Origin of the sequence: Stenotrophomonas sp. Pemsol (assembly GCF_003586545.1) — a bacterium.
In the GTDB taxonomy this organism is placed as follows: Bacteria; Pseudomonadota; Gammaproteobacteria; order Xanthomonadales; family Xanthomonadaceae; genus Stenotrophomonas; species Stenotrophomonas sepilia.
This window is the reverse complement of the sequence record NZ_CP025780.1, coordinates 1283673-1305135: the sequence shown is the minus strand read 5'-3', so window position 1 is coordinate 1305135 and position 21463 is coordinate 1283673. Positions and strand designations below refer to the sequence as shown.

The following is a 21463-nucleotide window of genomic DNA, read 5'->3' as shown; positions in this document are numbered from 1 at the left end:
CCCTGCCCCGCAGCAGGCCGTGGTGGTTTTTCCCTGTCCGTAACCAGGAATCGACGATGACCCGAGGCAAGCGCATCTACGTGCTGGATACCAACGTGCTGATGCACGATCCGACCGCGCTGTTCAAATTCGAGGAGCACGACATCTACCTGCCCATGCAGGTGATCGAGGAGCTGGACAACGGCAAGAAGGGCACCTCCGAAGCGAGCCGCAACGCCCGCCAGGTGAGCCGCTTCCTCAACGAGCTGGTGCAGGAATCGGGCCTGGACAACCTGGCCGACGGCATTCCGCTGCAGCGGCCCAATGGCCTGCAGCTGCGCGGCAAGCAGAGCGCCGGCAAGCTGCGCTTCCAGACCAGTCATTTCGATGCTGGCAAGAGCTTCGGCAAGGTGATCCCGGACAACGCCATCCTCGGCGCGATCCTGGCCCTGAAGGAAGAAACCCCCGACCTGCCGGTGGTGTTCGTCTCCAAGGACATCAACCTGCGGATCAAGGCCGCCATCGCCGGTATCGTGTCCGAGGACTACGAGAACGACCGCGCGCTGGACGATTTCAGCCTGCTCTACACCGGCGCTACCGAGCTGCCGGAAGACTTCTGGAAACGCCACGGCGACGACCTGCGCAGCTGGAGCGACAAGGGCCGCTCGCATTACGAAATCCAGGCACAGGACGGCGAGGAGTGGTATCCGAACCAGTACGTCTACCTGCCAGGCGAGGATGAAGTCGAGCTGCGCGTCAGCCGCGTCGTCGGCGATGGCAAGGTGGTGCTGTCGCTGGTCGATGATTTCCGCCACGGCAGCCACGCCGTGTGGGGCATCAGCGCACGCAACCGCGAGCAGAACTTCGCCCTCAACGCACTGATGGACCCGGAGATCGACTTTGTCACGCTGCTGGGCACCGCCGGCACCGGCAAGACCCTGCTGGCACTGGCCGCCGGCCTGGCGCAGACAATGGACCAGCAGCGCTACCGCGAGATCATCATGACCCGCGCCACGGTCAGCGTCGGCGAAGACATCGGCTTCCTGCCCGGTACCGAGGAAGAGAAGATGACGCCGTGGATGGGCGCGTTGACCGACAACCTGGAAGTGCTCACGCACAACCAGGAAGGCGGCACCTGGGGCCGCCAGGCCACCAACGACCTGCTGGCCAGCCGCATCAAGATCCGCTCGATGAACTTCATGCGCGGCCGCACCTTCCTGTCACGTTACCTGATCCTGGACGAGGCGCAGAACCTCACCCCCAAGCAGATGAAGACGCTGATCACCCGCGCTGGCCCCGGCACCAAGATCGTCTGCCTGGGCAACGTCGAGCAGATCGACACCCCGTACCTGACCGAGACCACTTCGGGCCTGACCTACGCGGTGGACCGCTTCAAGAACTGGCCGCATAGTGCGCACATCACCCTGCGCCGTGGCGAGCGTTCGCGCCTGGCCGATTACGCTTCGGAGGTGTTGTGAACCGCTGCACGCGCCTGTTGCTGCCCACGGCTGCGATCACCCTCGCCGCCGTGCTCGGTGCCTGTACGACCACGCGCGGCCCGGCCAGCGTGCCCACCGCCGAGCGCACCGGCCAGTCCTGGGTGGTCACCCGCCCGATCATCGCCGCGCAGGTGCTCGACACCTGCTCGCGCCCCAGCCCCGGCCGCGAGGCCGGGCGGGTGTCGGGTTACTGGGCGCCCAGCCGGCAGCAGGTCGACCAGCTGGAGGCGAAGCTGTCGTCGCTGGAAGCGCAGGTCCCGAAGGTGCTGGACTTCGACCGCCAGTACGTCGGCATCGAAAGCGCCGGCAAGCGGCTGATCTACATCAACGCCTTCCACCTGCCTGACGACAGCGGCGTCAATCCGGCCCGTGAAGCGATCCGCGTCTGCGATGGCGGCGCACAGTTCTGGGGCGCCGTGTTCGACCCAGCCAGCAACACCTTCAGCGAGCTGCAGTTCAACGGCGGCTTCGGCGGGCCCTGAGGGGCCTCGCCGATGGGAATACGCCTGCCCACCTGGGTCTGGATCGGCGCGGTCGCACTCTCGTGCGTGGCCGGCATGGTCAACGTGGTCGGCTTCCTCGGTTTCGAGCACCAGGCGGTCAGCCACATGACCGGCAGTACCAGCCAGCTCGGCATGGCACTGGCCCAGGGTGACTGGCGCGCGGTCGGCCACCTGTGGGGCCTGCTGATCGCGTTCTCGCTGGGCGCGATGCTCAGCGGCCTGCTGATCCAGGACAGCACGCTGCAGCTGGGCCGGCGCTACGGCGTGGCACTGGCGCTGGAATCGGCTCTTTTGCTGGTGGCCATTCCGCTGTTTGAAGAGCACCAGATCTGGGGTGCACTGGCCGCCGCCATGGCCTGCGGCCTGCAGAATGCAATGGCTACCACCTTCAGCGGCGCGGTGGTGCGCACCACCCATCTCAGCGGCATGTTCACCGATCTCGGCATCGGCCTGGGCCACCTGCTGCGCGGGCTGCCGTTGCAGGTGCGACGACTGACCCTCAGCGGCCTGATCATCAGTGGCTTCCTTGCCGGCGGCGTGATCGGCGCCTGGCTGTTCGCGCGCTGGCAGTACGACGCCCTGCTTGCTCCCGCCCTGCTCACCGGCCTGACCGGCCTGGGTTATGTGCTGTACCAGCAGTGGGCGCGCTGGCGGCATTGAGGGCCGCACTCTGGGGGTCAGATCCCTTTTCCTGCGGAAAAGGGACCTGACCCCGCCTGACGGATCAAAGGCATCCACGCATGGCGTGGATCTACCTTCCCCTGCCGGACCACGGCACAATCGCTGGATGAGCCCGACCACTCCCGTATCTGCCCTCACCATCGCCGGCTCCGACTCCGGCGGTGGCGCAGGCATCCAGGCCGACCTGAAGGCCTTTGCAGCACATCGCGTGCACGGACTCTCCGCGATCGCCGCACTGACCGCACAGAACACCCGTGGCGTCATCGCCGTGCACGTGCCGCCGATCGATTTCCTGCGTGCACAACTGGATGCCTGCTTCGATGACTTCGACATCCATGCGGTGAAGCTGGGCATGCTGGCCAACACCGAGGTGATCAATGCCGTCGCCGATGCGTTGGAGCGCCATCGCCCGCCACACGTAGTGCTGGACCCCGTGATGGTCGCCACCAGCGGCGCGCGCCTGCTGGAAGACAACGCTCTGCAGGCAATGCGTGAGCGGCTGATCCCGCTGGCCACGCTGATCACCCCGAACACGCCGGAAGCGGAGCTGCTGGCCGGACAGAAGATCGGCAACGGCGATGACGCCGAACAGGTGGCCTCCGCCCTGCTCGAACTGGGTGCCGGTGCGGTGCTGCTGAAAGGTGGCCACCTGCAGGAAGGCAACCGCGTGATCGACCGCTACTTCGACGGCGTGAGCAGCGAAGAATTCATCCACGCCCGCCTGCCGCTGGATGCGCACGGCACTGGCTGCACGCTGGCCTCGGCCATCGCCGCGCAGCTGTGCAACGGCCTGAGCCTGGCCAACGCCTGCGAAGCCAGCATCGACTACGTTGCGCGCGGCCTGCAGCAGGGCTATGCCCCCGGCCGCAGCGAGGTGCTGGTGCTCGACCACTTCGGCGCTGCACCGCACGCATGAACCTGACGCCGGCCCTCCTTCCAGTGCAGTGCAACGACGGGCATCGCTACGAAGTGATGGCCTGCATGCCCGCACAGGCCATCGCCCGCTTGTTGTGGCTGCCAGCGCTGGGTGTGGCCGCGCGCCACTACCTGCCGCTGGCACAGGCGCTGGCAGCGAAGGGCGTTGCGGTCTACCTGCATGAGTGGCGCGGCAACGGCAGCAGCTCACTACGCCCGTCGCGCGCGCACGACTGGGGCTATCGCGAGGTACTCGAGCAGGATCTGCCGGCCAGCCAAGCGGTCATGGCGGCCGCCGACGAGGAAGCAGGCCCCCTGCCCTGGATCATCGGTGGCCACAGCCTGGGCGGGCAGCTGGCCTGCGTGCATGCCGGCCGCAACCCTCTGCATTTCCACCACTTGTGGTTGGCGGCCAGCGGCTCACCGTTCTGGCGTGGATTCCCGCCACCGCGCGGCTGGCTGCTGCCACTGGTTTACCGTTTCCTGCCGTGGATCGCGCAGCGCCAGGGCGTGCTGCATGGCCGTCGTCTCGGATTCGGTGGCACCGAAGCACGCGGACTGATCGCCGACTGGGCGCGCGTCGGCCTGAACAACCACTACGCCGCCGCGGGCATGGGTGAAGACCTCGACGCACAGATGGCGCGCGTGCACGGCAGCGCTCAGGCCGTGCTGATGGAACACGACTGGTTGGCCCCGACCGGGTCGATGCAGGCGTTGCTGGCAAAGCTGCCGAATGTGGACGCGAAGCTGCGCGTGCTGTCCGCGCAGGAACTGGGCACGCGCGCCGATCACTTCGCCTGGCTCAAGGCACCGGATGCCGTGGCGGACAGCTTTTTCATTCAGTTGGATGAAAATTTTCACAAAACTGTTGACGGTGTGCGCCGACATCCGCATAATTCCGCTCCTGTCGCAGGGCGCCCGTAGCTCAGTTGGATAGAGTACCTGGCTACGAACCAGGCGGTCGGGAGTTCGAATCTCTCCGGGCGCACCACTCGACAGGTTTTCAGCATCCGCCGCTGAAAATGCAGTAAAATTAGGCAGTAAGTTGATTGTGTACCGCGCGCCCGTAGCTCAGTTGGATAGAGTACCTGGCTACGAACCAGGCGGTCGGGAGTTCGAATCTCTCCGGGCGCACCACTCGACAGGTTTTCAGCATCCGCCGCTGAAAATGCAGTAAAATTAGGCAGTAAGTTGATTGTGTACCGGGCGCCCGTAGCTCAGTTGGATAGAGTACCTGGCTACGAACCAGGCGGTCGGGAGTTCGAATCTCTCCGGGCGCACCATTACACCGAAACAGCAGGCCTCGGCCTGCTGTTTTTTTATGCGTGTTTTTCGGCAGGGCTGTGCCCTGCACCTTCAGAGGCCAGAGCCGGAGCAACAGCAACAGCGCGCATTCCGTGGGATGGCGGGGCGGTGTCGGAGTGCGGGGACGCCGCAAGTACGTCCATGTAGCAACTGTGTTGACGGAGGGGCCTGGCCCCTCCATGAGACGGGCACGGTAGAACTGTCAAAGGCGGGGTGGGTCCGGTTGCGGGGGCGTGAGCCGCATGGATGCGGCGACCGAGCCTCCATGGACGGATTCACGGCGTCCCCCGCAACCGGACCCACCCCGCCATCTCACGGAATGCACGCTGTTGCTGTTGCTTTGGCCTCGGCGGGTGCAGGGCGCAGCCCTGCCAAAGCCCTACCCCCTGGCCATTGCCTCCCACCACTGCGACAGCAGCTCCGGCCTGCGCAGGCGCTCGCGCCACCAGCGCAATGCCGCGCCATCCTCACCGGTGCGCCAGGCCAGCCAGAAGGTCTCTTCCGGCTTGTGCTCCTCCACCTCACGGATCACCAGCTGGCCGCGCGCCACTGCAGCGCGCGCGCACGGCTCGGGCAGGAAGCCGAAGCCCACGCCTTCGCACTGCAGCTTCAATTTACTGGCCATGTCCGGCACCGTCAGCATCTCCTGCCCCATCAACAGGCCCACCGTGCGCGGCAGCAGCCTGCGCGCCGAATCGGAAACGGCGATCGCGCAATGCTCGACCAGCTGCTCGCGACCCAGGACGCCCGACACGTTGGCCAACGGATGTTCGGGTGCGACCGCGAACACGAACTCCACCGTGCCCAGCGGCTCGACCACATAGCCGCCACCACTGGGTCCTTCGCCCGGCGCGCCGACCAACAGGTCCGCACGGCGGTCGAGCAGGGCCTCCCAGGTGCCGGACAGGGCCTCGCCGATCAACCGCAACCGGGTCGGTGCCTCGGCCTCACGGAATGCGGCGATATCCGGCCCAAGCAGCCAGGTCGGGAACACCGAATCCACCGCCAGGGTCAGTTCGGTCTCCCAACCCGACGCCACCCGGCGCACCCGCAGCTCCAGCTCGCGGGCCGCGCGCAGCAGGTGTCGGCCTTCGTCCAGCAGCGCGCGCCCGGCCTCGGTCAGCTCTGCACGTGGGCCGACCCGGTCGAACAGCTGCACGCCCAGATCCTCCTCCAGCTTGGCCACGGTATAGGAGATGGTCGAGGGCACCTTGTGCAGGGCCTTGCCGGCGGCGGCAAAGGAGCCACGGCGGTCGATGGCATCCAGGATCTGCAGGGCATCGAGGCTGAGCTTGAGCATTCGAATTTTTCGATGATGGTCGTCAAAACTATCCGTTTTTCAAACCCCGGGCGCAAGCGGATACTTCTCTCCAACGGGGAAACACAGCGGTCACTGGCCCACCCCGCCCCATCGAAACCATCGAACAAGGAGATTCCCTCATGCTGCAGATCCGCAAGAGCGCTACCCGTGGCCTGGCCGAGCATGGCTGGCTGTCCTCGCGCCATACCTTCTCCTTCGCCAACTACTACGACCCCCGTTACGTCAGCTTCGGCCCGTTGCGGGTGATCAACGAAGACAAGGTGATCGGCGGCCAGGGCTTCGGAACCCACGGCCACAGCAACATGGAAATCATCTCCTACGTGCTGGGCGGTGCACTGGAACACAAGGACTCGATGGGCACCGGTTCGGTGCTGCGCTACGGCGACGTGCAGCGCATGAGCGCCGGGAGCGGCGTCACCCACAGCGAGTTCAACCACTCGGCCGACGAGACCGTGCACTTCCTGCAGATCTGGATCTTCCCGGACACCGAGAACATCGCGCCGTCCTACGAGGAGACCCACTTCACGCCGGACAGCAAGCGCGGCCAGCTGCGCCTGATCGCTTCGCCGGACGGTGCCGAGGGTTCGCTGCGCATCCACCAGGATGCCCGCATCTTCGCCACCATTCTTGATGGCGGCCAGAAGCTGCATCACGCCCTCGGCAACGGTCGTGGCGCCTATGTGCAGGTGGCGCGTGGCCAGCTGCAGGTCAACGGCATCACCCTGGAAGCCGGTGATGCGCTGCAGGTCAGTGACGAAGCCCAGCTGACCCTGGAAAACGGCAACGACGCCGAAGTGCTGGTGTTCGACCTGCCGCTGTAACGACAACGCCCGCGATGCTGCAGAGCATCGCGGGCGTATGTGTAGAGCCGAGCCCACGCTCGGCTGCGGATTGACAGCCAGCCGAGCGTAGGCTCGGCTCTACACGACCCGCGTCAGAACCTGTAATTCAAGCTCAACCGTACATTGCGCGGCTCGCCCCAGGTGTAGGTGCTGTACCAGCTGAAGATCGTGTAGTAGCGCTTGTCCAGCAGATTGTTGACGTTGAGCGTGGCCGACAGCCGATCATTGAATTCATAGCGTGCCATCGCATCAAGCAGCCAGTACGGCTGGGTGCGATGCACGACCTGCGCGCCGGCGGCCGGGTTGCTGATCTCGCCAAAGGTGGAATCCTGCCAGCGCGCGCCACCGCCCAGCGTCAGCCCTTTCCAGTCACCACGCAGGCGATAGCTGCTGTGGAGGCTGAACTGGTTTTCCGGTTCCAGCGTGGTGACCTTGGCACCGGCCTGGCGGGCGATCTTGTGCGAGAACCCACCCTGCACCTGCCAGCCTTCTGCCAGCTGGCCCGACATCTCAAGCTCGTAGCCCTTGGTCCGCACGCCCATCAGGGCGCGATACGCATCCTGCCCGTCCGGCGTCTTGCCACCGGTGGGCTGGGCGAAGTTGTCCTGGTCGAGCTGGAACAGCGCTGCACTGGCGTTGAAGCGGCCATCGAGGAACTCGGCCTTCAGGCCCATCTCGTAGCTGCGACCCTCCAGCGGATCCAACGCCTTGCCCTGCTCGTCGCGCTGCCCCTGCGGCTTGAAGATGGTGCTGTAGCTGGCGTACACCGAATAGTGCTCGCCGAGGTCATGGACCACGCCGGCATACGGTACGAACACGCCGGTCTCGTGCGTGCCCGGCGAACGATAGCTGGCCAGGCGGCTACCGACGATCACCTTCAGTGGATCGGCGACGTCGAAGCGACCGACCACGTACAGGCCATTCTCGCGGGTCACTTCATTGTTGTCGTAGCTGCGCTGCCATTGCGGCTCGAGAATGTCGCCCTGCCATGCGCGGTAATCGGGCACCTCGGTCGGATAGCCGGACTGCGGCGCGTAGCCGGTATTGGTCCAGCGCTTGCGCGAAGCACTGCCGCCCACCACCAGTTCATGCTCGCGGCCAAACAGGCCGAAATGACCGCTCAGATAGAAGTCGACCGCATTGCTGACGGTCTTGCCGACGTACTTTCCCAGCCACAATGACACGCCTTCGCCGGTAACCGGATCGGGATTGCCACCGGCGGCTCCCGCCAATGCGGCGTCATAGCCGTTGACCTGGTGGTTGACCTGCAGCTTGGCCACCCAGTCGTTGTCGAAGGTGTGCTCCAGCGTGGCAAAGCCGGTACGCACATACTGGCGCCACCCGCTCCAGCGGGTGCCGTTGTTGAACGAACGCGGCATGTCGTTGAAGTTGCCGGCACTGTCCAGCAGCGGAATACCGCCCCAGGTCGAGCCCTTCGGGTCGCTGTCCATCGCATCGCCGCCTACGGTCAGCAGCGTACGTTCACCCAGATCGGCTTCCAGTACTGCGTAGCCGACCTTGCTGGTGCGCTGGTAGTAATCGAGATTGGAATGCTTGTCCTGCCAGGCGCCCACCGCACGGCCCCGCACGCGCCCATCGGCTGCCAGCGGGCCGCCGACATCGATCTCGGCGCGGTAATCATCCCAGCGCCCCACACCCAGCGTCGCGCTGCCAGCGAAGTCCTTGCCCGGCTTCTTGCGCACCAGGTTGATGGTCGCACCGGGATCGCCCATGCCGGTCAGCAGGCCGGTGGCGCCCTTGAGCACTTCGATGCGGTCGTAGATGGCGGTGTCGCTGAGCGTGTTGCCGGCCGAATAGGCCGAGTCGCGCGACATGGGAATGCCGTCGTACTGGAAGTTCTGCACGGCAAACCCGCGTGCGTAGTACTCGGTGCGTTCGCTGTCATAGGTGACGATGCTGATGCCAGGGGTCACCCGCATCACATCATCGATGCCGTGCAGGCCGAAGTCATCCATCTCGGCGCGGGTGATCACGCTGATGGTCTGCGGCGTCTGCCGCGGCGTCAGCACCAGGCGGGTGGCGGTGGCAATGGTGCCGGGCGTGTAGGCGCCGCTGCCCTCGGTGATGGTGCCGAGCAGGTTGGCAGTGACCTGCACGGTCTGCAGGGTCTGCGAGGCGGGTGCCGGTTTGGCCTTGTCCTCGTCCTGGGTGGACTGGGCAGCGGCGGTGCCGCTGCCCAGTGCAAGCAGTAGCAGGCCTTGGGCCAGTGCATGCGGCAGCGGCAGGCGACGCGGGAACAAGAGCGGAAAACGGACAGGCACAGACAGCACGGCGGGACCTCCACGATAGGGTGGGATCCTCTGGCGGCGGCTTGAGGGAAGAGAGGGGAGCGGCCGGATGGCCGCAGGCGCAGGAGTGTACTCCCCTGCGCCCCGGCTGTCGTGCGGTGTGCTGCGGCGGTCTCAGCCGCCGATGGCGGCGCAGGCCTCCAGGATCAGCGCGGTCACTTCCTTCGGCTGCGAGGCCAGCGAGGCATGGCTGGCATCCAGCTCCAGCAGGCGCTTGGGCTGCATGCGCGTGGCCATGGCCTTCTGGTTGTCCGGCGCGATCATGCGGTCATGGCGGGACAGCTGGTACCAGCTCGGCTGGTGTTTCCACGCCGGGTCGCTGACCGTGTCGCCGAATGTGCTGGCCAGCGGCGCCTTCTGGGTCACCGCCATCACCCGGCCTTCGTCGTCGCTCAGGTCCTGGCAGAAGCTCTCATGGAACTTGTCCGCACGCAGCCACAGGTAGCCATCGCTGTCCGGTGCCAGGTTCGGCGCCGCCTCCGGCAGGTGCTGCTGGGTGATGCCACCGGCGCTCTCGCCTGCATCAGGCGCGAAGGCAGCGATGTAGACCAGGCCCTTCACGTTGGGCTCGTTACCGGCCTGGCTGATCACCGCGCCGCCGTAGGAGTGGCCGACCAGCAGCACCGGCCCGTCGATCTGCCGGATCATTTTCTGGGTGCGTCCTGCGTCGTCGGCCAGCTAGGTGAGCGGCAGTTCCACCGCCTGCACACGGTCGTGGCCGTTGCGATGCAGTTCCAGGATCACCTTGGCCCAATGTGCGGCCCCGCCCCAGAATCCATGGACGAGGAGGATGGTGGGTGTCGTGCTCATGTACGGGTCTCCGGGAGCGGCCGGCGGGATGCGGGCCGTGCAGCCACTGTCCGTGTGCGGCGTTAATCGCTGGTGACGCAATCGAATCACTGCAATCGTATGCGTCGTTCAATGTCATGCATGGCACTTGCCGATCCGCCCTGAAAACGATTTCATGAAGCCCCCCGGATCTCGCATCGCGCATGACGCCTTCATCCCCACGTGCCCAACAGCACGCTACCCGTGCCGCCTTCTTCATTCCCGGATTCGCCACCGCCGCGTGGGCGCCGATGGTGCCCTATGCCAAGGCCAAGGCCGGGCTGTCCGACGCCAGCCTCGGCGCCGTGCTGCTGTGTCTTGGGCTGGGTTCGTTGCTGGCGATGCCACTGGCAGGTGCACTGACCGGGCGATTGGGTTGCCGCCGGGTGATGGTGATCACCTGCGCGATGATGCTGTGCGCCCTGCCCTTGCTGGTGCTGGCACCCTCGCCGGTGTCGCTGGGCGCGGCACTGTTTGTGTTCGGTGCCGGCGTCGGTGCACTGGATTGTGCGATGAACATGCAGGCGGTGGCGGTCGAGCGCGATGCCGGGCGCGCGATGATGTCCGGCTTCCACGCCTTCTACAGCATCGGTGGATTCGTCGGTGCTGGCTGCATGACCGGGCTGCTGATCCTCGGCACGCCGCTGTGGCTGGCCGCGCTGGTTTCGGTGGTGGCGCTGCTGCTGGTTGCGATGCTGTCGGCGCCGCATTGGCGTCCGCAACGGATCCTGCACGAAGGCCCCTTGCTGGCACTGCCGCATGGCGTGGTGCTGTTCATCGGCGTACTGGCCTTCGTGGTGTTCCTCGCCGAGGGCTCAATGCTGGACTGGAGCGCCGTGTTCCTGGCCGAAGTGCTGCAGGTGCCGCGTGACCAGGCCGGGGCCGGCTTTGCGTTGTTCACCCTGGCGATGACGGCAATGCGCCTGTTCGGTGACGGCATCGTCGAGCACCTCGGCCGCACCCGCACCCTGGTCTTCGGCGGTATCACGGCCGCGGCAGGCTTCACCCTGGCCACGCTGGTGCCCTCGTTTCCGGTGGCGCTGGCCGGCTACGTGCTGGTTGGGCTGGGCTGCGCCAACATCGTGCCGGCGCTGTTCTCGATGGCAGGCCAGCAGCGGGTGATGCCGGAAAGCATCGCCATCACTGCCGTGACCACACTGGGTTACGCCGGCATCCTCGCTGGTCCGGCGGCGATCGGCGCAGTGGCACATGCCACCAGCCTCGGCTTTGCCTTCCTGTGCGTCGCCCTACTGCTGCTGGGCGTAGCCGCCTCCGCCCGCTCACTGGCCCGACGCGTGGCCTGACAGAAAAAGGGGACGGAGGGGATTAAGTCGCATCTGCCCCGAGTGTGCTGCAAACGACTTAATCCCCTCCGTCCCCTTTTTTCAGCCGTGTGCCAGCCATTCGGCCTGGGCCGGCAGCTGTGGGGCTGGGCACGCGCTCTGCGGGTGGTGCTCGTCGCGCGCCATCCAGTCATCCACTACGCCGGCCAGCAGGTCCAGCCGCAGCGGCAGGGTGATGTGGTCCTCTCCACGCATTTCGATGTAGTGCGCGCGCGGGTTGGCCTGCGCAAGCTGCCGGCCCTGGCTGACCGGAATGTGCTGGTCACCCTGCCCGTGCAGCAACAGCACACAGGCGCGGGTATCGGCCAGCGCACGCGCGACGTCGACGCGGTCCAGATCGACATCGATACGGCGGCTGGCGGCGGCGATCACCTGGTTGATGTCCTGGCCCCCATAGCGCCAGCGTGCGTACGACGCCACCGCCTGCGCCTTCAGGCCCTCCGGCTGCAGTCCCATCAGGTGCGGGATCATCGTGCGGATCGCCGCACCGGCATTGGCGAACGATTCCATCGCCACCACGCCGGCCACCTGGTCACCCAGCTTGTCGGCGGTGAACACCGCCGTGGCCGCACCATAGGACACACCGAACAGGTACAGCGGGCCGGTCACTTCGCCGCGCGCGCGCAGCTCGCCGATGACATCGACGACGTCATCCGATTCATAGGTGCCATAGCCGGACGGACCTGCACCGGACTGGCCATGGTTGCGCAGATCGAGCGTGACCACGCGGTAGCCGGACTCGGCCAGCTGCAGCGACCATGGCAGCATCGAATCACCATTCATCATCCACCCATGCAGCAGCACCACGGTGCCGCGTGGCGCCTGCGCGCGGAACGGCTGTGGCACGGCCAGACTCAGGCCGGTATCAAGAGGCAGGCCGTTCTCATGACGCTGCGGAAGGTAGTGGTACCGCGCGCCGTAGTCGCCGGGGTCGAACACGCGCCAGAAGATCGGCACGCCATCGCGACCCGCTGCGAAGCCATGGCGGTTGGGCAGCCCGGCAATGGCCGCGGCGATGCGCGGGCGATCGAGCAGGGTCGACACGCCGCCTGGCGCGATCAGCCGGTCGGCAAGCGAGGTAGACGAGGCGTTGATCGAGGATGAGCATGCAGCCAGCCACAGGCCGGCGCACGCCAGCAGCAACAGCAGCAGGCGCTTCATGGGCAATCGGGAAAGGATGCGACAGCGTGGCAGGTTAACGACGCGGGCGTAGGCCATCTATCGCGCGTGGATGACGGCTTGATGACAATGCGGGATCGATTCAGGTTGTCACAATGGCGCGATCGACCTCGGCATTGATCCGGATCAATGAATACGCCGGCATGCTTGCCCACAGTGCCCCCATGCGCACCTCGTTCAAGCTCGCCATTGCCCTGGCCGCCACGCTGGCCGCCGCCTATGGCATCGCCCGCAGCACGCCCTACTGGTTCGCACCTCGGCAGGCCGCGCAGGTCGACATCCACGACCCGGCGCTGATCGCACAGGGGCAGTACCTGTCGCGCGCCGCCGACTGTGCGGCCTGCCACACCGCGCCGGGCGGCAAGCCGTTCGCCGGTGGCCTCGGCATGCAGACGCCGATGGGCACGATCTACTCGACCAACATCACGCCCGATCCGCAGACCGGCATCGGTGCCTACGACTACGCCGACTTTGAACGCGCGGTACGTCGCGGCATCCGTCACGATGGCCAGCCGTTGTATCCGGCAATGCCGTACGCCTCGTACGTGATTGCCCGCGACGCCGAGATCAAGGCGCTGTACGCCTATTTCATGGGCTCGGTGCAGCCGGTGCAGCAGGACAACGCCGACAGCACGATTCCATGGCCCGCCAACATGCGCTGGCCTCTGGCATGGTGGCAACTGCTGTTCGCACGCCCACGCAGCTTCAGCCCGGATCCGTCGCTGGACGCCGGCCAGCAGCGTGGTGCCGAACTGGTGGAAGGCCTGGCGCATTGCGGTGCCTGCCACACGCCACGCGGGCTGGCGTTCCAGGAAAAGGCGATGGCCGATGATGGCAGCCGCCAGTTCCTGTCCGGTTCGGTGCTGGAAGGCTGGTACGCGAAGAACCTGCGCAGCGAATCGACCGGCCTGGCCAGCTGGCGCGAGGGTGAGATCGTGGACTTCCTGCGCACCGGGCGCACTGATCGATCGGCGGCCTTCGGTGGCATGGCCGACGTGGTCGAGCACAGCACGCAGTACCTGTCCGACGCCGACCTGCTGGCCATGGCCCGCTACCTGAAACAGCTGCCGGCGCGTGAGGGCCGCAGTTCGCAGTGGTCCCCCGGTACCGACACCACCACCGCCGCACTGCGCAGCGGCGACTATCGCGTGGCCGGTTCGCTGGCCTATGCCGAGCACTGCCAGGCCTGCCACCGCGCCGACGGCCGCGGCATGGCCCGCGTCTATCCGGCGCTGGCGGGCAACTCGATCGTGTTCGCCGATGACCCCAGCTCGCTGGTGCAGGTGACCCTGATCGGCGGCCGCACACCACATACCCGGCACGACCGCATGGCCTTCAGCATGCCAGGCTTCGAGCAGCTGCCGAACGCGCAGCTGGCACAGATCCTGACCTTCATCCGCAGCAGCTGGGGCAATCAGGCCAGCGCAGTGAGCGAGGTCGACGTGGCGCGCATGCGTCGGGTGGTGCGCGACAAGCCGGTGCACTACGTTCCGCAGGAGGCCGCACAATGAAGCGTTCGCGCACGCGTCCCCGCCTGCTGCTCGGCAGTGCGATCACCCTCATGGTGCTGACCGGCGCCGGTACCCTGGCCTACCGTCATCTGTACCCGGACCTGGATGCCGCCGTCGCCAGCACGATCGAGATCCTCGATGCGCAGGGCAAAGTGGTCGGCCACTACCATGCGCCGAGTGCCGAGGAGATCGCCGGTCTCGGCAATGCCGAATCGGTGATGCTCGGCCGCCGCCTCCTCAACGAGACTGCACGGCTGCTGCCGGACAATGTCGGCAACGATCTGAACTGCAATTCGTGCCACATGGCCGAAGGCAAGCGGCCTTTCGGCAATCACTACTTCAACACCGGCGGCGGCGCCTATCCGCGTTACATGCCGCGCCCGGGCAAGGTGATCGGGCTGACCGAGCGCATCAACGGATGCCTGCAGCGTTCGATGAACGGCAAGCCTCTGCCGAAGGACTCGCCGCAGATGCGCGCGATGCTCGATTACATGGCGTGGTTGAGCAGTCCTGTGCCAGAGGGTGCAAAGGTGTCCGCCCCCAGTGAGGGGCCCATCGACAGCACGCTGGCCCCGGACCCGATCCGTGGCCAGGCACTGTACGCCGTGCAGTGCGCCGCGTGCCATGGCGACAACGGCGGAGGACGGCGCGACGCCAGCGGTGACATCGCCTTCCCGCCGCTGTGGGGCGACCACAGTTTCAACATCGGCGCCGGCATGGCGCGCCTGTACAAGGCCGCCGGCTTCGTCAAGCACAACATGCCGCCGGCGGTGAGCCGCGAGCCCCCACTGGGGCAGCAGGTGATGCCCGACCAGGATGCGGTGGACATCGCCAGCTATTTCATCAACCAGCCGCGGCCGGACTTCGCCAACAAGGCCAAGGACTGGCCGCGCGACCCGAAACCCAAGGACGCGCGGTACTGATGCAGGCAGCAGCTGCGGGCCGTCACACAACACGGTTCCTGCATCTTCGCGTCATGCCGATGTCATTGGCGCTGCCGACACTCCGGGGCTTCCCTCTGCTGAAGGTCCGGTTTCGATGCGAACGATTGCGCGTTTTCCCCGTGTCTCGCTGCTGGCCCTGCTGATCGCCCCCGCACTGGACGCCCTGGCCGAAGCACCGCAGGGCGAGGCGGCCGAAGCGCGCAGCAGCGATGCCCGCACCCTCGATCAGGTGCAGGTGATCGGGCAGGCCACCAGCTACGCCAAGACATCGGTGCGCGCGGAAACGCTGAACCGGCAGACCGTGATGAGCAGCGTTAACGATGCACTCAACGAGGTGCCCGGCGTGGTGGTCAGCGAAGCCGATGCCACCGGCTCATCGGTGTGGGGCACGCAGATCAGCATGCGTGGCTTTGTCACCAACCGCGACACACAGCAGATCGGCACTACCATCGACGGCCTCCCCAACGGCGGTTCGGGTTACGGCGGCGGCTCGCTGGCCAACCGCTACATCGACGCCCTCGACCTGGAAACGGTGGAAGTCAGCCAGGGCACTGCCGATATCTCCTCGCGCTCGAACGAGGCCCTGGGCGGCACGCTCAACTTCCTTACCAGCGACCCGCTGCAGGACAGCCGCCTGCGCTTCGTGGTCGGCGCCGGTGACAACGATGCGCGCAAGTACTACGTGCGCTACGACACCGGCCTGCTCGGCGGCCACACCCGCGCCTGGGTCAGTGCCTCGTCGGCGCGCGTGCATGACTGGATCGATGGCAGCGGCAAGACCAGCAACGACCACATCGCCGGCAAGTTCATCACCGAACTGGATCGCTGGACCCTGACCGGCTACCTGTCCTACAACGATGCCGACGAGCCGGAATACACCAGCGTCTCACCGAAGGGCTTCGCGACCAATCCGGATCGCGACAACCTGGTCGGTATCCTCACCGGCATTCCCTACCTGGACCAGAACTACCGTTCCGGCTCGCGTGCGTTGCGCGAGAACACCTTCGGCTACCTGCGCGCGGCCTTCGACGGTGGCAACGGCTTCAAGGCCTCGGTGGCCGCCTACGGGCACCGCATGCAAGGTCGTGGCGACTGGCTGCCTCCCTATCTGGCGCAGGTCAGCGATGACGGTGCGGGCCGCCCCGAGTCGGAGTACATCGGTGGAAAAACCGTGTACGGCGGCAGCAACCGTGGCCAGATCTTCTTCGTCAATCCCGACGGCAGCGCCGCGCAGCGCCTGGCCAACTGCACGCCGCAGCTGGGCTTCACCGCCGAATACGATCCGAACTGCTACGCCGGCAACGTGCTGGGCGCGCAGTCGTATCGCCACACGCACTACGACAACGACCGCATGGGCGTGACCGCCGACGTCGAGTGGCGGCAGACCTTCGGCACGGTCGACAACACGATCCGTGGCGGTCTGTGGGTGGAGAAGCTGGACCGTTCGGCGCGCCGCGACTGGCATCGCCTGCTCAACGTCGGCCAGGACATCGCCTTCGACTACCAGCCGTACTGGGTACAGTTCGAGGACAAGTACAAGGTTGACGAGCAGATGTACTACATCGAGGACGTGGCGCGCTTCGGGCCGTTCAGCGCACGCCTGGGCGTGAAGCAGTTCTTCGTCGACCAGTCGCGCCGCCGCGTGATCGGTGCCAGCGAACACGTCAAATCCGATTCCAGGTCCGACCCGCTGCTGTCCACCGGCTTGACCTGGGCACCGGGCGTGGAAGGCATGGAGCTGTTCGCCGGCTTCTCGCAGAACTTCGCCGCGATTCCTTCCGGCGTGCTCGGCGAGACCGACCCGCAGCGCTTCCGCAACGTCGAGCCGGAGACCGCCGACAACATTGAAGTGGGCATGCGCATCAGCCGCTGGCCGCTGACCGCCTCGGTGACCCTGTACAACATCAAGTTCGACAATCGCATCGTCTACCTGCCGGCAGGTTTCGTCAGCGGCATCGACTATCTCGGCGAGACCGACGGCGTCTACGAGAACTTCGGCGGCGTGGAGAGCAACGGGCTGGAAGCCGCGTTCGGCTACGGCTGGGACAACGGCTGGCGCCTCAACGCCGCCTATACCTACAACCGCTCCAAATACCTGGGCAGTGGCGATGCCGCGCGTGATACCCAGCTGGGCATCGTCGACGGCGCCAAGGTGATCGGCCAGCCCGAACAGACCCTCGTCCTGTCGGCGGACTGGCAGGGTGAGAACTGGAACTTCGGCCTGTCCGGCCGTTACCTGGGCACGCGCTATCTCGACGCCGCCAACGTCAACAAGCTGCCGTCGGCGATCGTGCTCAACGCCAACATCGGCTTCGACCTGCAGGGCCTGTCGCCGCGCCTGAAGGGCATGGGCGCCAACCTGGTGGTGAGCAACCTCACCAATAAACGGTATCTTGCAGGGGTGGACGGGCGCGACAACGCCTTCATCGGCGCTCCGCGCACCGTCGGCATCTCTTTCCGCGTGGACCTGTGAGTGAGCCTGTGACCGATATCGGCCGACGCCGGTTGTTGCAGGCCGGCGTTGCCGCCGGCCTCTCTCCACTGCTGCCCAGCATCGCCCGGGCCGCCGCGATCGCCCCCGCCGCGCAGACGCGCAGCCTGGAAGACCTGCAGCACATCGTGGTGTTCATGCAGGAGAACCGTTCGTTCGACCACTACTTCGGCACGCTGCCGGGCGTACGTGGCTTCGGTGATCGGTTCGTCGCCCCTGCCGCCGCGCTGCAAGCAGGTGGCCGCGTCCGCAGCCTGTGGCTGCAGCCCGATGCCAGCGGCGAGCGCGCGATCGCGCCGTTCCCGCTGGATACCGCCGCGCACTTCGGCTACATGCGCGTGGAAGGCACGCCGCATACCTGGCCCGATGCCCATCGGGCGTGGGACCACGGGCGCATGGGGCAATGGCCGAAGGCCAAGCAGAACCACTCGATGGGCTACTTCCAGCGCAGCGACCTGCCGTTCCAGTTCGCCCTGGCCGATGCCTTCACGATCTGCGATGCCTACCACTGCGCAATGCAGGCCGGCACCAACCCGAACCGGGTGTTCCTGTGGACCGGCCACAACGATGGGCATGCGCGTGCCGGCGGCCCGGTGATCGCCAATTCGCACGACAACTTTCCCGAACAGGGCGGGTACCCGGCGTCGTACCGCTGGACCAGCTATGTCGAGCGCCTGCAGAGGGGCGGCGTGTCCTGGCAGATCTACCAGGACATGGCCGACAACTTCACCGACAACCCGCTGGCGGGTTTCGAGGCCTTTCGTCAGGCCCACCGCGCGGCGCCAGGGCATGACCCGCAGCTGCGCGCGCGCGGGGTCAGCACGCGGGGCCTGACGCAGCTGCGCCAGGACGTCATTGACGGGCGCCTGCCGCAGGTCAGCTTCATCATCGCCGACGCGGCCGGCAGCGAACATCCCGGCCCGTCCAGCCCGGCACAGGGCGCGGCCTATACCGCACGCGTGCTGGATGCGCTGACCGCCGATCCGGACGTGTGGAGCCGCACCGCCCTGCTGCTGATGTTCGACGAGAACGATGGCTTCTTCGACCACATGCCGCCACCTGCCCCGCCTTCGCCGGTGGACCGTGGCTGGGCGGGTGTGTCCTCGGTCAGCACCGAAGGCGAGTACCACCGGCACCCGGCCCCGGGTGACGAGAAGTACGATCTCGCCGAACTGCGCGGGCGCCCGTACGGTCTGGGACCGCGCGTGCCGCTGTACGTGATCTCACCGTGGAGTCGCGGTGGTTGGGTCGATTCGCAGGTGTACGACCACACCTCGGTCATACGGCTGATCGAGCGCCGCTTTGGCGTGGCCGCAGCGGACATCTCGCCGTGGCGCCGCGCGGTCTGCGGCGACCTCAGCACTGCGTTCGACTTTGCCCAGCGCGATACCCGCCCGTTCGTCCGTGGCCTGCCCGACGTGAGTGCGGTTGCCGCACGCGCAGCTGCCTTGCCGGGGCGCACCGTGCCCACGCTGCCGGAGGGGCTGAAGCCAGCGAAACAGGAAAGCGGTGTACGTCCCGCGCGCGCCCTACCCTATCGACCGCAGGCATCGATTGCCGCAGTCGATGCCTTGGGTGTGGATCTGACGCTGTCCTGCGAAGGCGCGCCGGCAGTGCTGCATGTCTACGATCGGCTGCGGCTGGATGCGGTACCACGCCGCTACACGCTGCTGCCAGGTACGCCGCTGCGCGAGCGCTGGCCGTTGGACGCCCAGGGCCGCTATGACCTTTGGCTGCTTGGTCCGAACGGCTTCCACCGCCACTTCCAAGGTGCGTTCAAGGCGCCTGCCGTGCAGGCTTCGATCGAGCGCGCGGACGGCCAGCTGCGGCTGCACCTGCGCAATCTGCACAACAGCGCGCAGAATGTGCGGGTGCAGGCCGGTGCCTATGCCGGGCACATGCCTGAGCAGGCGCTGGCGCTGCCGGCGCATGCTGAGGCCACGGTGGCATGGGACGCGGCGCCCACCGCAGGGTGGTACGACCTGCGCATCGGTGCGGGCGACAGTGCACTGCGACTGGCCGGCCGCGCCGAGGATGGGCGCCCCGGCACCAGTGACCCGGCAATGGGCAGCGAGCCCTTGCGGTTCGAGCACGATTGAGGAGCCCTCTGTAGAGCCGAGCCCACGCTCGGCTGCTTCTCGCCCTGGTCGCATTGCCCCGACAAAGCAGCCGAGCATGGGCTCGGCTCTACGCGGCAGATCGGCAGATTCAGGCCTCCTGCAGCCCCGGCCGGCCGTGCTCCACCGCATAGCGTTTCCAGCTCTGCAGCACGCCATTCGGCTGCATCACGGTATCCAGCGTCTTCATGTCGCCGATCCACGCATCGCGGGTGACATCACACAGCACGTAGCCACGCTTGTCGGTGGTCGCCCTCAGATATGGGCTGTGCGCTAATTGGTTTCTGGCATACGCATCCACACCCTGACCATCGGCGCCAGAGGTGATCGACGTGGCGAGGAACTCGCTGGAGATCACGCCCGAGTCACGGTGGTCCTGCACCAGATCGCTGGCATAGTGGCGATGCGCGTCGCCGCAGGCGGTCACCACGTTGCCGAAGCCCACCTTCTGGATGTGCTCGAGCAGGCGCCGGCGGCTGTCCAGGTAGCCCGACCACTGGTCATCGGACGACTGCACTACCCCGTCCTTCTCGCGCATGTAGTTGCCCAGCGCCACTTGGTGGGCGATGGTATGCCAGCGCGGCGCGGCATCGGACAGGCCATCGAACAGCCAGCGCTCCTGCTTCGCCCCCACAATGCTGCGCTCCGGCGATTCCACCTCCTCGCGCAGCGTCATGTTCACCTGCTTGCTGCGGTACTGGCGGGTGTCGAGCAGGTGCAGGTCCATCAGCGTGCCGTAGCGTGCGCGCCGGTACATCTGCATGTGGCCGTCGCGCGGGAACGCCGAACGGCGCAGCGGCATGTTCTCGTAGTAGGCCTGGAACGCCTGCGCACGCCGCAGCAGGAACACTTCGCTGGGCGTATCGTCCTGGTCTTCGGCGCCGGCCCAGTTGTTGTCCACTTCATGGTCGTCAAAGGTGACGAACCAGGGAGCCGATGCATGAGCGGCCTGCAGGTCGGCATCGCTCTTGTACTGGGCGTAGCGGCGGCGGTAATCATCCAGCGTGTAGATCTGCGGGCCGACGTGGTTGCGCAGGTTGGTGAACGGCTGGCCGTTCATCTTCCGCAGACCCGGCTGGCTTTCGCCTTCGTAGATGTAGTCACCATAGTGGAAGACGAAATCAAGCGGTTCTTCGGCAATGCGTCGCCACGCGGTGTAGTGGCCTTCTTCGTAGTGCTGGCAACCAGCCACCACAAAGCGCACGCGATCCACCGCCGCCGTGGCTGCCGGCAGCGTGCGCGTACAACCCACTGCGCTGGCGTGGCCGCCTACGGTGAAGCGATACCAGTACGGTCGGCCCGGTGCCAACCCTTCCAGCTCCACGTGGACGGCATGGCCCAGTTCGGGATGGGCCATTGCCGAGCCCTGGCGTACCACCCTGCGCATGCCTTCGTCTGCTGCCAGCTGCCACTCGACCACCATCGGCCGGGCCGGCATGCCACCACCGAACACCAGTGGCTCGGTCGCCAGCCGTGTCCACAGCACCATGCCATCGGCCGAGGGATCACCCGAGGCCACGCCCAGGGTGAAGGGCGTGCTGGCAAAGCGTGGCGACGCCAGCAGGTTGCGTGGGTTCAGTGCAGTGGCGTCGGTCTGCGCGGCCAGTGCGCGCGCCGTGCCCATCCAGGCCCCTGCGGCCGACAGGCCGGCCAAGGCCAGGAATCGCCTGCGATTGATCGTCTCCACGGATGACCC

Annotated in this window: 15 protein-coding genes, 3 tRNA genes and 1 pseudogene; 14 read left to right on the top strand and 5 right to left on the bottom strand. The window is 66.5% G+C overall.

Annotated features, from left to right (window positions below; translation table 11 throughout):
* Positions 1–56 precede the first annotated feature (56 nt).
* The 8 genes from PEM_RS06040 to PEM_RS06005 all read left to right on the top strand — a co-directional run bounded on the left by PEM_RS06040 (position 57) and on the right by PEM_RS06005 (position 4860).
* Positions 57–1457 carry a PhoH family protein gene (locus tag PEM_RS06040; protein WP_005409049.1) on the top strand — a complete coding sequence of 467 codons (1401 nt, stop codon included), beginning with the start codon at positions 57–59 and terminating at the stop codon, positions 1455–1457.
* Positions 1454–1960 (top strand): hypothetical protein, encoded by a 507-nt coding sequence (locus tag PEM_RS06035; protein WP_005416111.1) that lies wholly within the window; start codon positions 1454–1456, stop codon positions 1958–1960. Before PEM_RS06040 ends, PEM_RS06035 begins: the two co-directional genes overlap by 4 nt.
* A gap of 12 nt (positions 1961–1972) precedes the next feature.
* A complete protein-coding gene (locus PEM_RS06030; protein ID WP_111129121.1) occupies positions 1973–2641 on the top strand; it encodes a YoaK family protein in 669 nt (222 codons plus the stop codon).
* A 127-nt stretch (positions 2642–2768) separates the two neighbouring features.
* Positions 2769–3578: a bifunctional hydroxymethylpyrimidine kinase/phosphomethylpyrimidine kinase gene (gene thiD, locus PEM_RS06025; RefSeq protein WP_119706075.1), complete on the top strand. Its 810-nt coding sequence runs from the start codon at positions 2769–2771 to the stop codon at positions 3576–3578.
* Positions 3575–4501: an alpha/beta fold hydrolase gene (locus PEM_RS06020; protein ID WP_053500057.1), complete on the top strand. Its 927-nt coding sequence runs from the start codon at positions 3575–3577 to the stop codon at positions 4499–4501. Before thiD ends, PEM_RS06020 begins: the two co-directional genes overlap by 4 nt.
* A tRNA-Arg gene (locus PEM_RS06015) sits at positions 4492–4568 on the top strand. The genes PEM_RS06020 and PEM_RS06015 overlap by 10 nt, the downstream gene beginning before the upstream one ends.
* A gap of 69 nt (positions 4569–4637) precedes the next feature.
* A tRNA-Arg gene (locus tag PEM_RS06010) sits at positions 4638–4714 on the top strand.
* A 69-nt stretch (positions 4715–4783) separates the two neighbouring features.
* Positions 4784–4860, top strand: a tRNA-Arg gene (locus tag PEM_RS06005).
* A gap of 401 nt (positions 4861–5261) precedes the next feature.
* On the opposite strand, the gene PEM_RS06000 is transcribed toward PEM_RS06005, so the two are convergent.
* Positions 5262–6182 carry a LysR family transcriptional regulator gene (locus PEM_RS06000; protein ID WP_111128175.1) on the bottom strand — a complete coding sequence of 307 codons (921 nt, stop codon included), beginning with the start codon at positions 6180–6182 and terminating at the stop codon, positions 5262–5264.
* Positions 6183–6322: 140 nt separating this feature from the next.
* On the opposite strand from PEM_RS06000, the gene PEM_RS05995 reads away from it, so the two are divergent.
* Entirely contained in the window at positions 6323–7024 is a 702-nt protein-coding gene (locus tag PEM_RS05995; protein WP_005416106.1) for a pirin family protein, read from the top strand.
* A 113-nt stretch (positions 7025–7137) separates the two neighbouring features.
* Here the strand turns inward: PEM_RS05995 and PEM_RS05990 are convergent, their stop codons facing one another.
* Both PEM_RS05990 and PEM_RS05985 read right to left on the bottom strand, forming a co-directional pair.
* On the bottom strand, positions 7138–9336 hold the full coding sequence (locus PEM_RS05990; RefSeq protein WP_111128173.1) for a TonB-dependent siderophore receptor: 2199 nt from the start codon (positions 9334–9336) through the stop codon (positions 7138–7140).
* A gap of 132 nt (positions 9337–9468) precedes the next feature.
* A pseudogene (locus PEM_RS05985) lies at positions 9469–10164 on the bottom strand (alpha/beta hydrolase).
* A 182-nt stretch (positions 10165–10346) separates the two neighbouring features.
* On the opposite strand from PEM_RS05985, the gene PEM_RS05980 reads away from it, so the two are divergent.
* On the top strand, positions 10347–11486 hold the full coding sequence (locus tag PEM_RS05980) for an MFS transporter (protein WP_111128172.1): 1140 nt from the start codon (positions 10347–10349) through the stop codon (positions 11484–11486).
* Between the two features lie 81 nt (positions 11487–11567).
* Here PEM_RS05980 and PEM_RS05975 read toward each other — a convergent pair whose 3' ends face one another.
* The gene (locus tag PEM_RS05975; RefSeq protein WP_005416104.1) at positions 11568–12686 is read right to left on the bottom strand and encodes an alpha/beta fold hydrolase; all 1119 of its coding nucleotides are present in this window, start codon (positions 12684–12686) and stop codon (positions 11568–11570) included.
* A gap of 182 nt (positions 12687–12868) precedes the next feature.
* Between PEM_RS05975 and PEM_RS05970 the strand changes: the two genes are divergently transcribed.
* The 4 genes from PEM_RS05970 (at position 12869) to PEM_RS05955 (ending at position 19749) form a co-directional block, all read left to right on the top strand.
* A complete protein-coding gene (locus tag PEM_RS05970; RefSeq protein ID WP_111128178.1) occupies positions 12869–14215 on the top strand; it encodes a cytochrome c in 1347 nt (448 codons plus the stop codon).
* Positions 14212–15138 (top strand): c-type cytochrome, encoded by a 927-nt coding sequence (locus tag PEM_RS05965; protein WP_111128170.1) that lies wholly within the window; start codon positions 14212–14214, stop codon positions 15136–15138. Before PEM_RS05970 ends, PEM_RS05965 begins: the two co-directional genes overlap by 4 nt.
* Positions 15139–15253: 115 nt before the next feature.
* Positions 15254–17632, top strand: coding sequence for a TonB-dependent receptor (locus PEM_RS05960; protein WP_095377460.1), 2379 nt, complete (start codon positions 15254–15256; stop codon positions 17630–17632).
* An 8-nt stretch (positions 17633–17640) separates the two neighbouring features.
* Positions 17641–19749 (top strand): phospholipase C, phosphocholine-specific, encoded by a 2109-nt coding sequence (locus PEM_RS05955; RefSeq protein ID WP_095377461.1) that lies wholly within the window; start codon positions 17641–17643, stop codon positions 19747–19749.
* A gap of 109 nt (positions 19750–19858) precedes the next feature.
* Here the strand turns inward: PEM_RS05955 and PEM_RS05950 are convergent, their stop codons facing one another.
* On the bottom strand, positions 19859–21454 hold the full coding sequence (locus tag PEM_RS05950) for an alkaline phosphatase D family protein (protein ID WP_111128169.1): 1596 nt from the start codon (positions 21452–21454) through the stop codon (positions 19859–19861).
* Positions 21455–21463 lie beyond the last annotated feature (9 nt).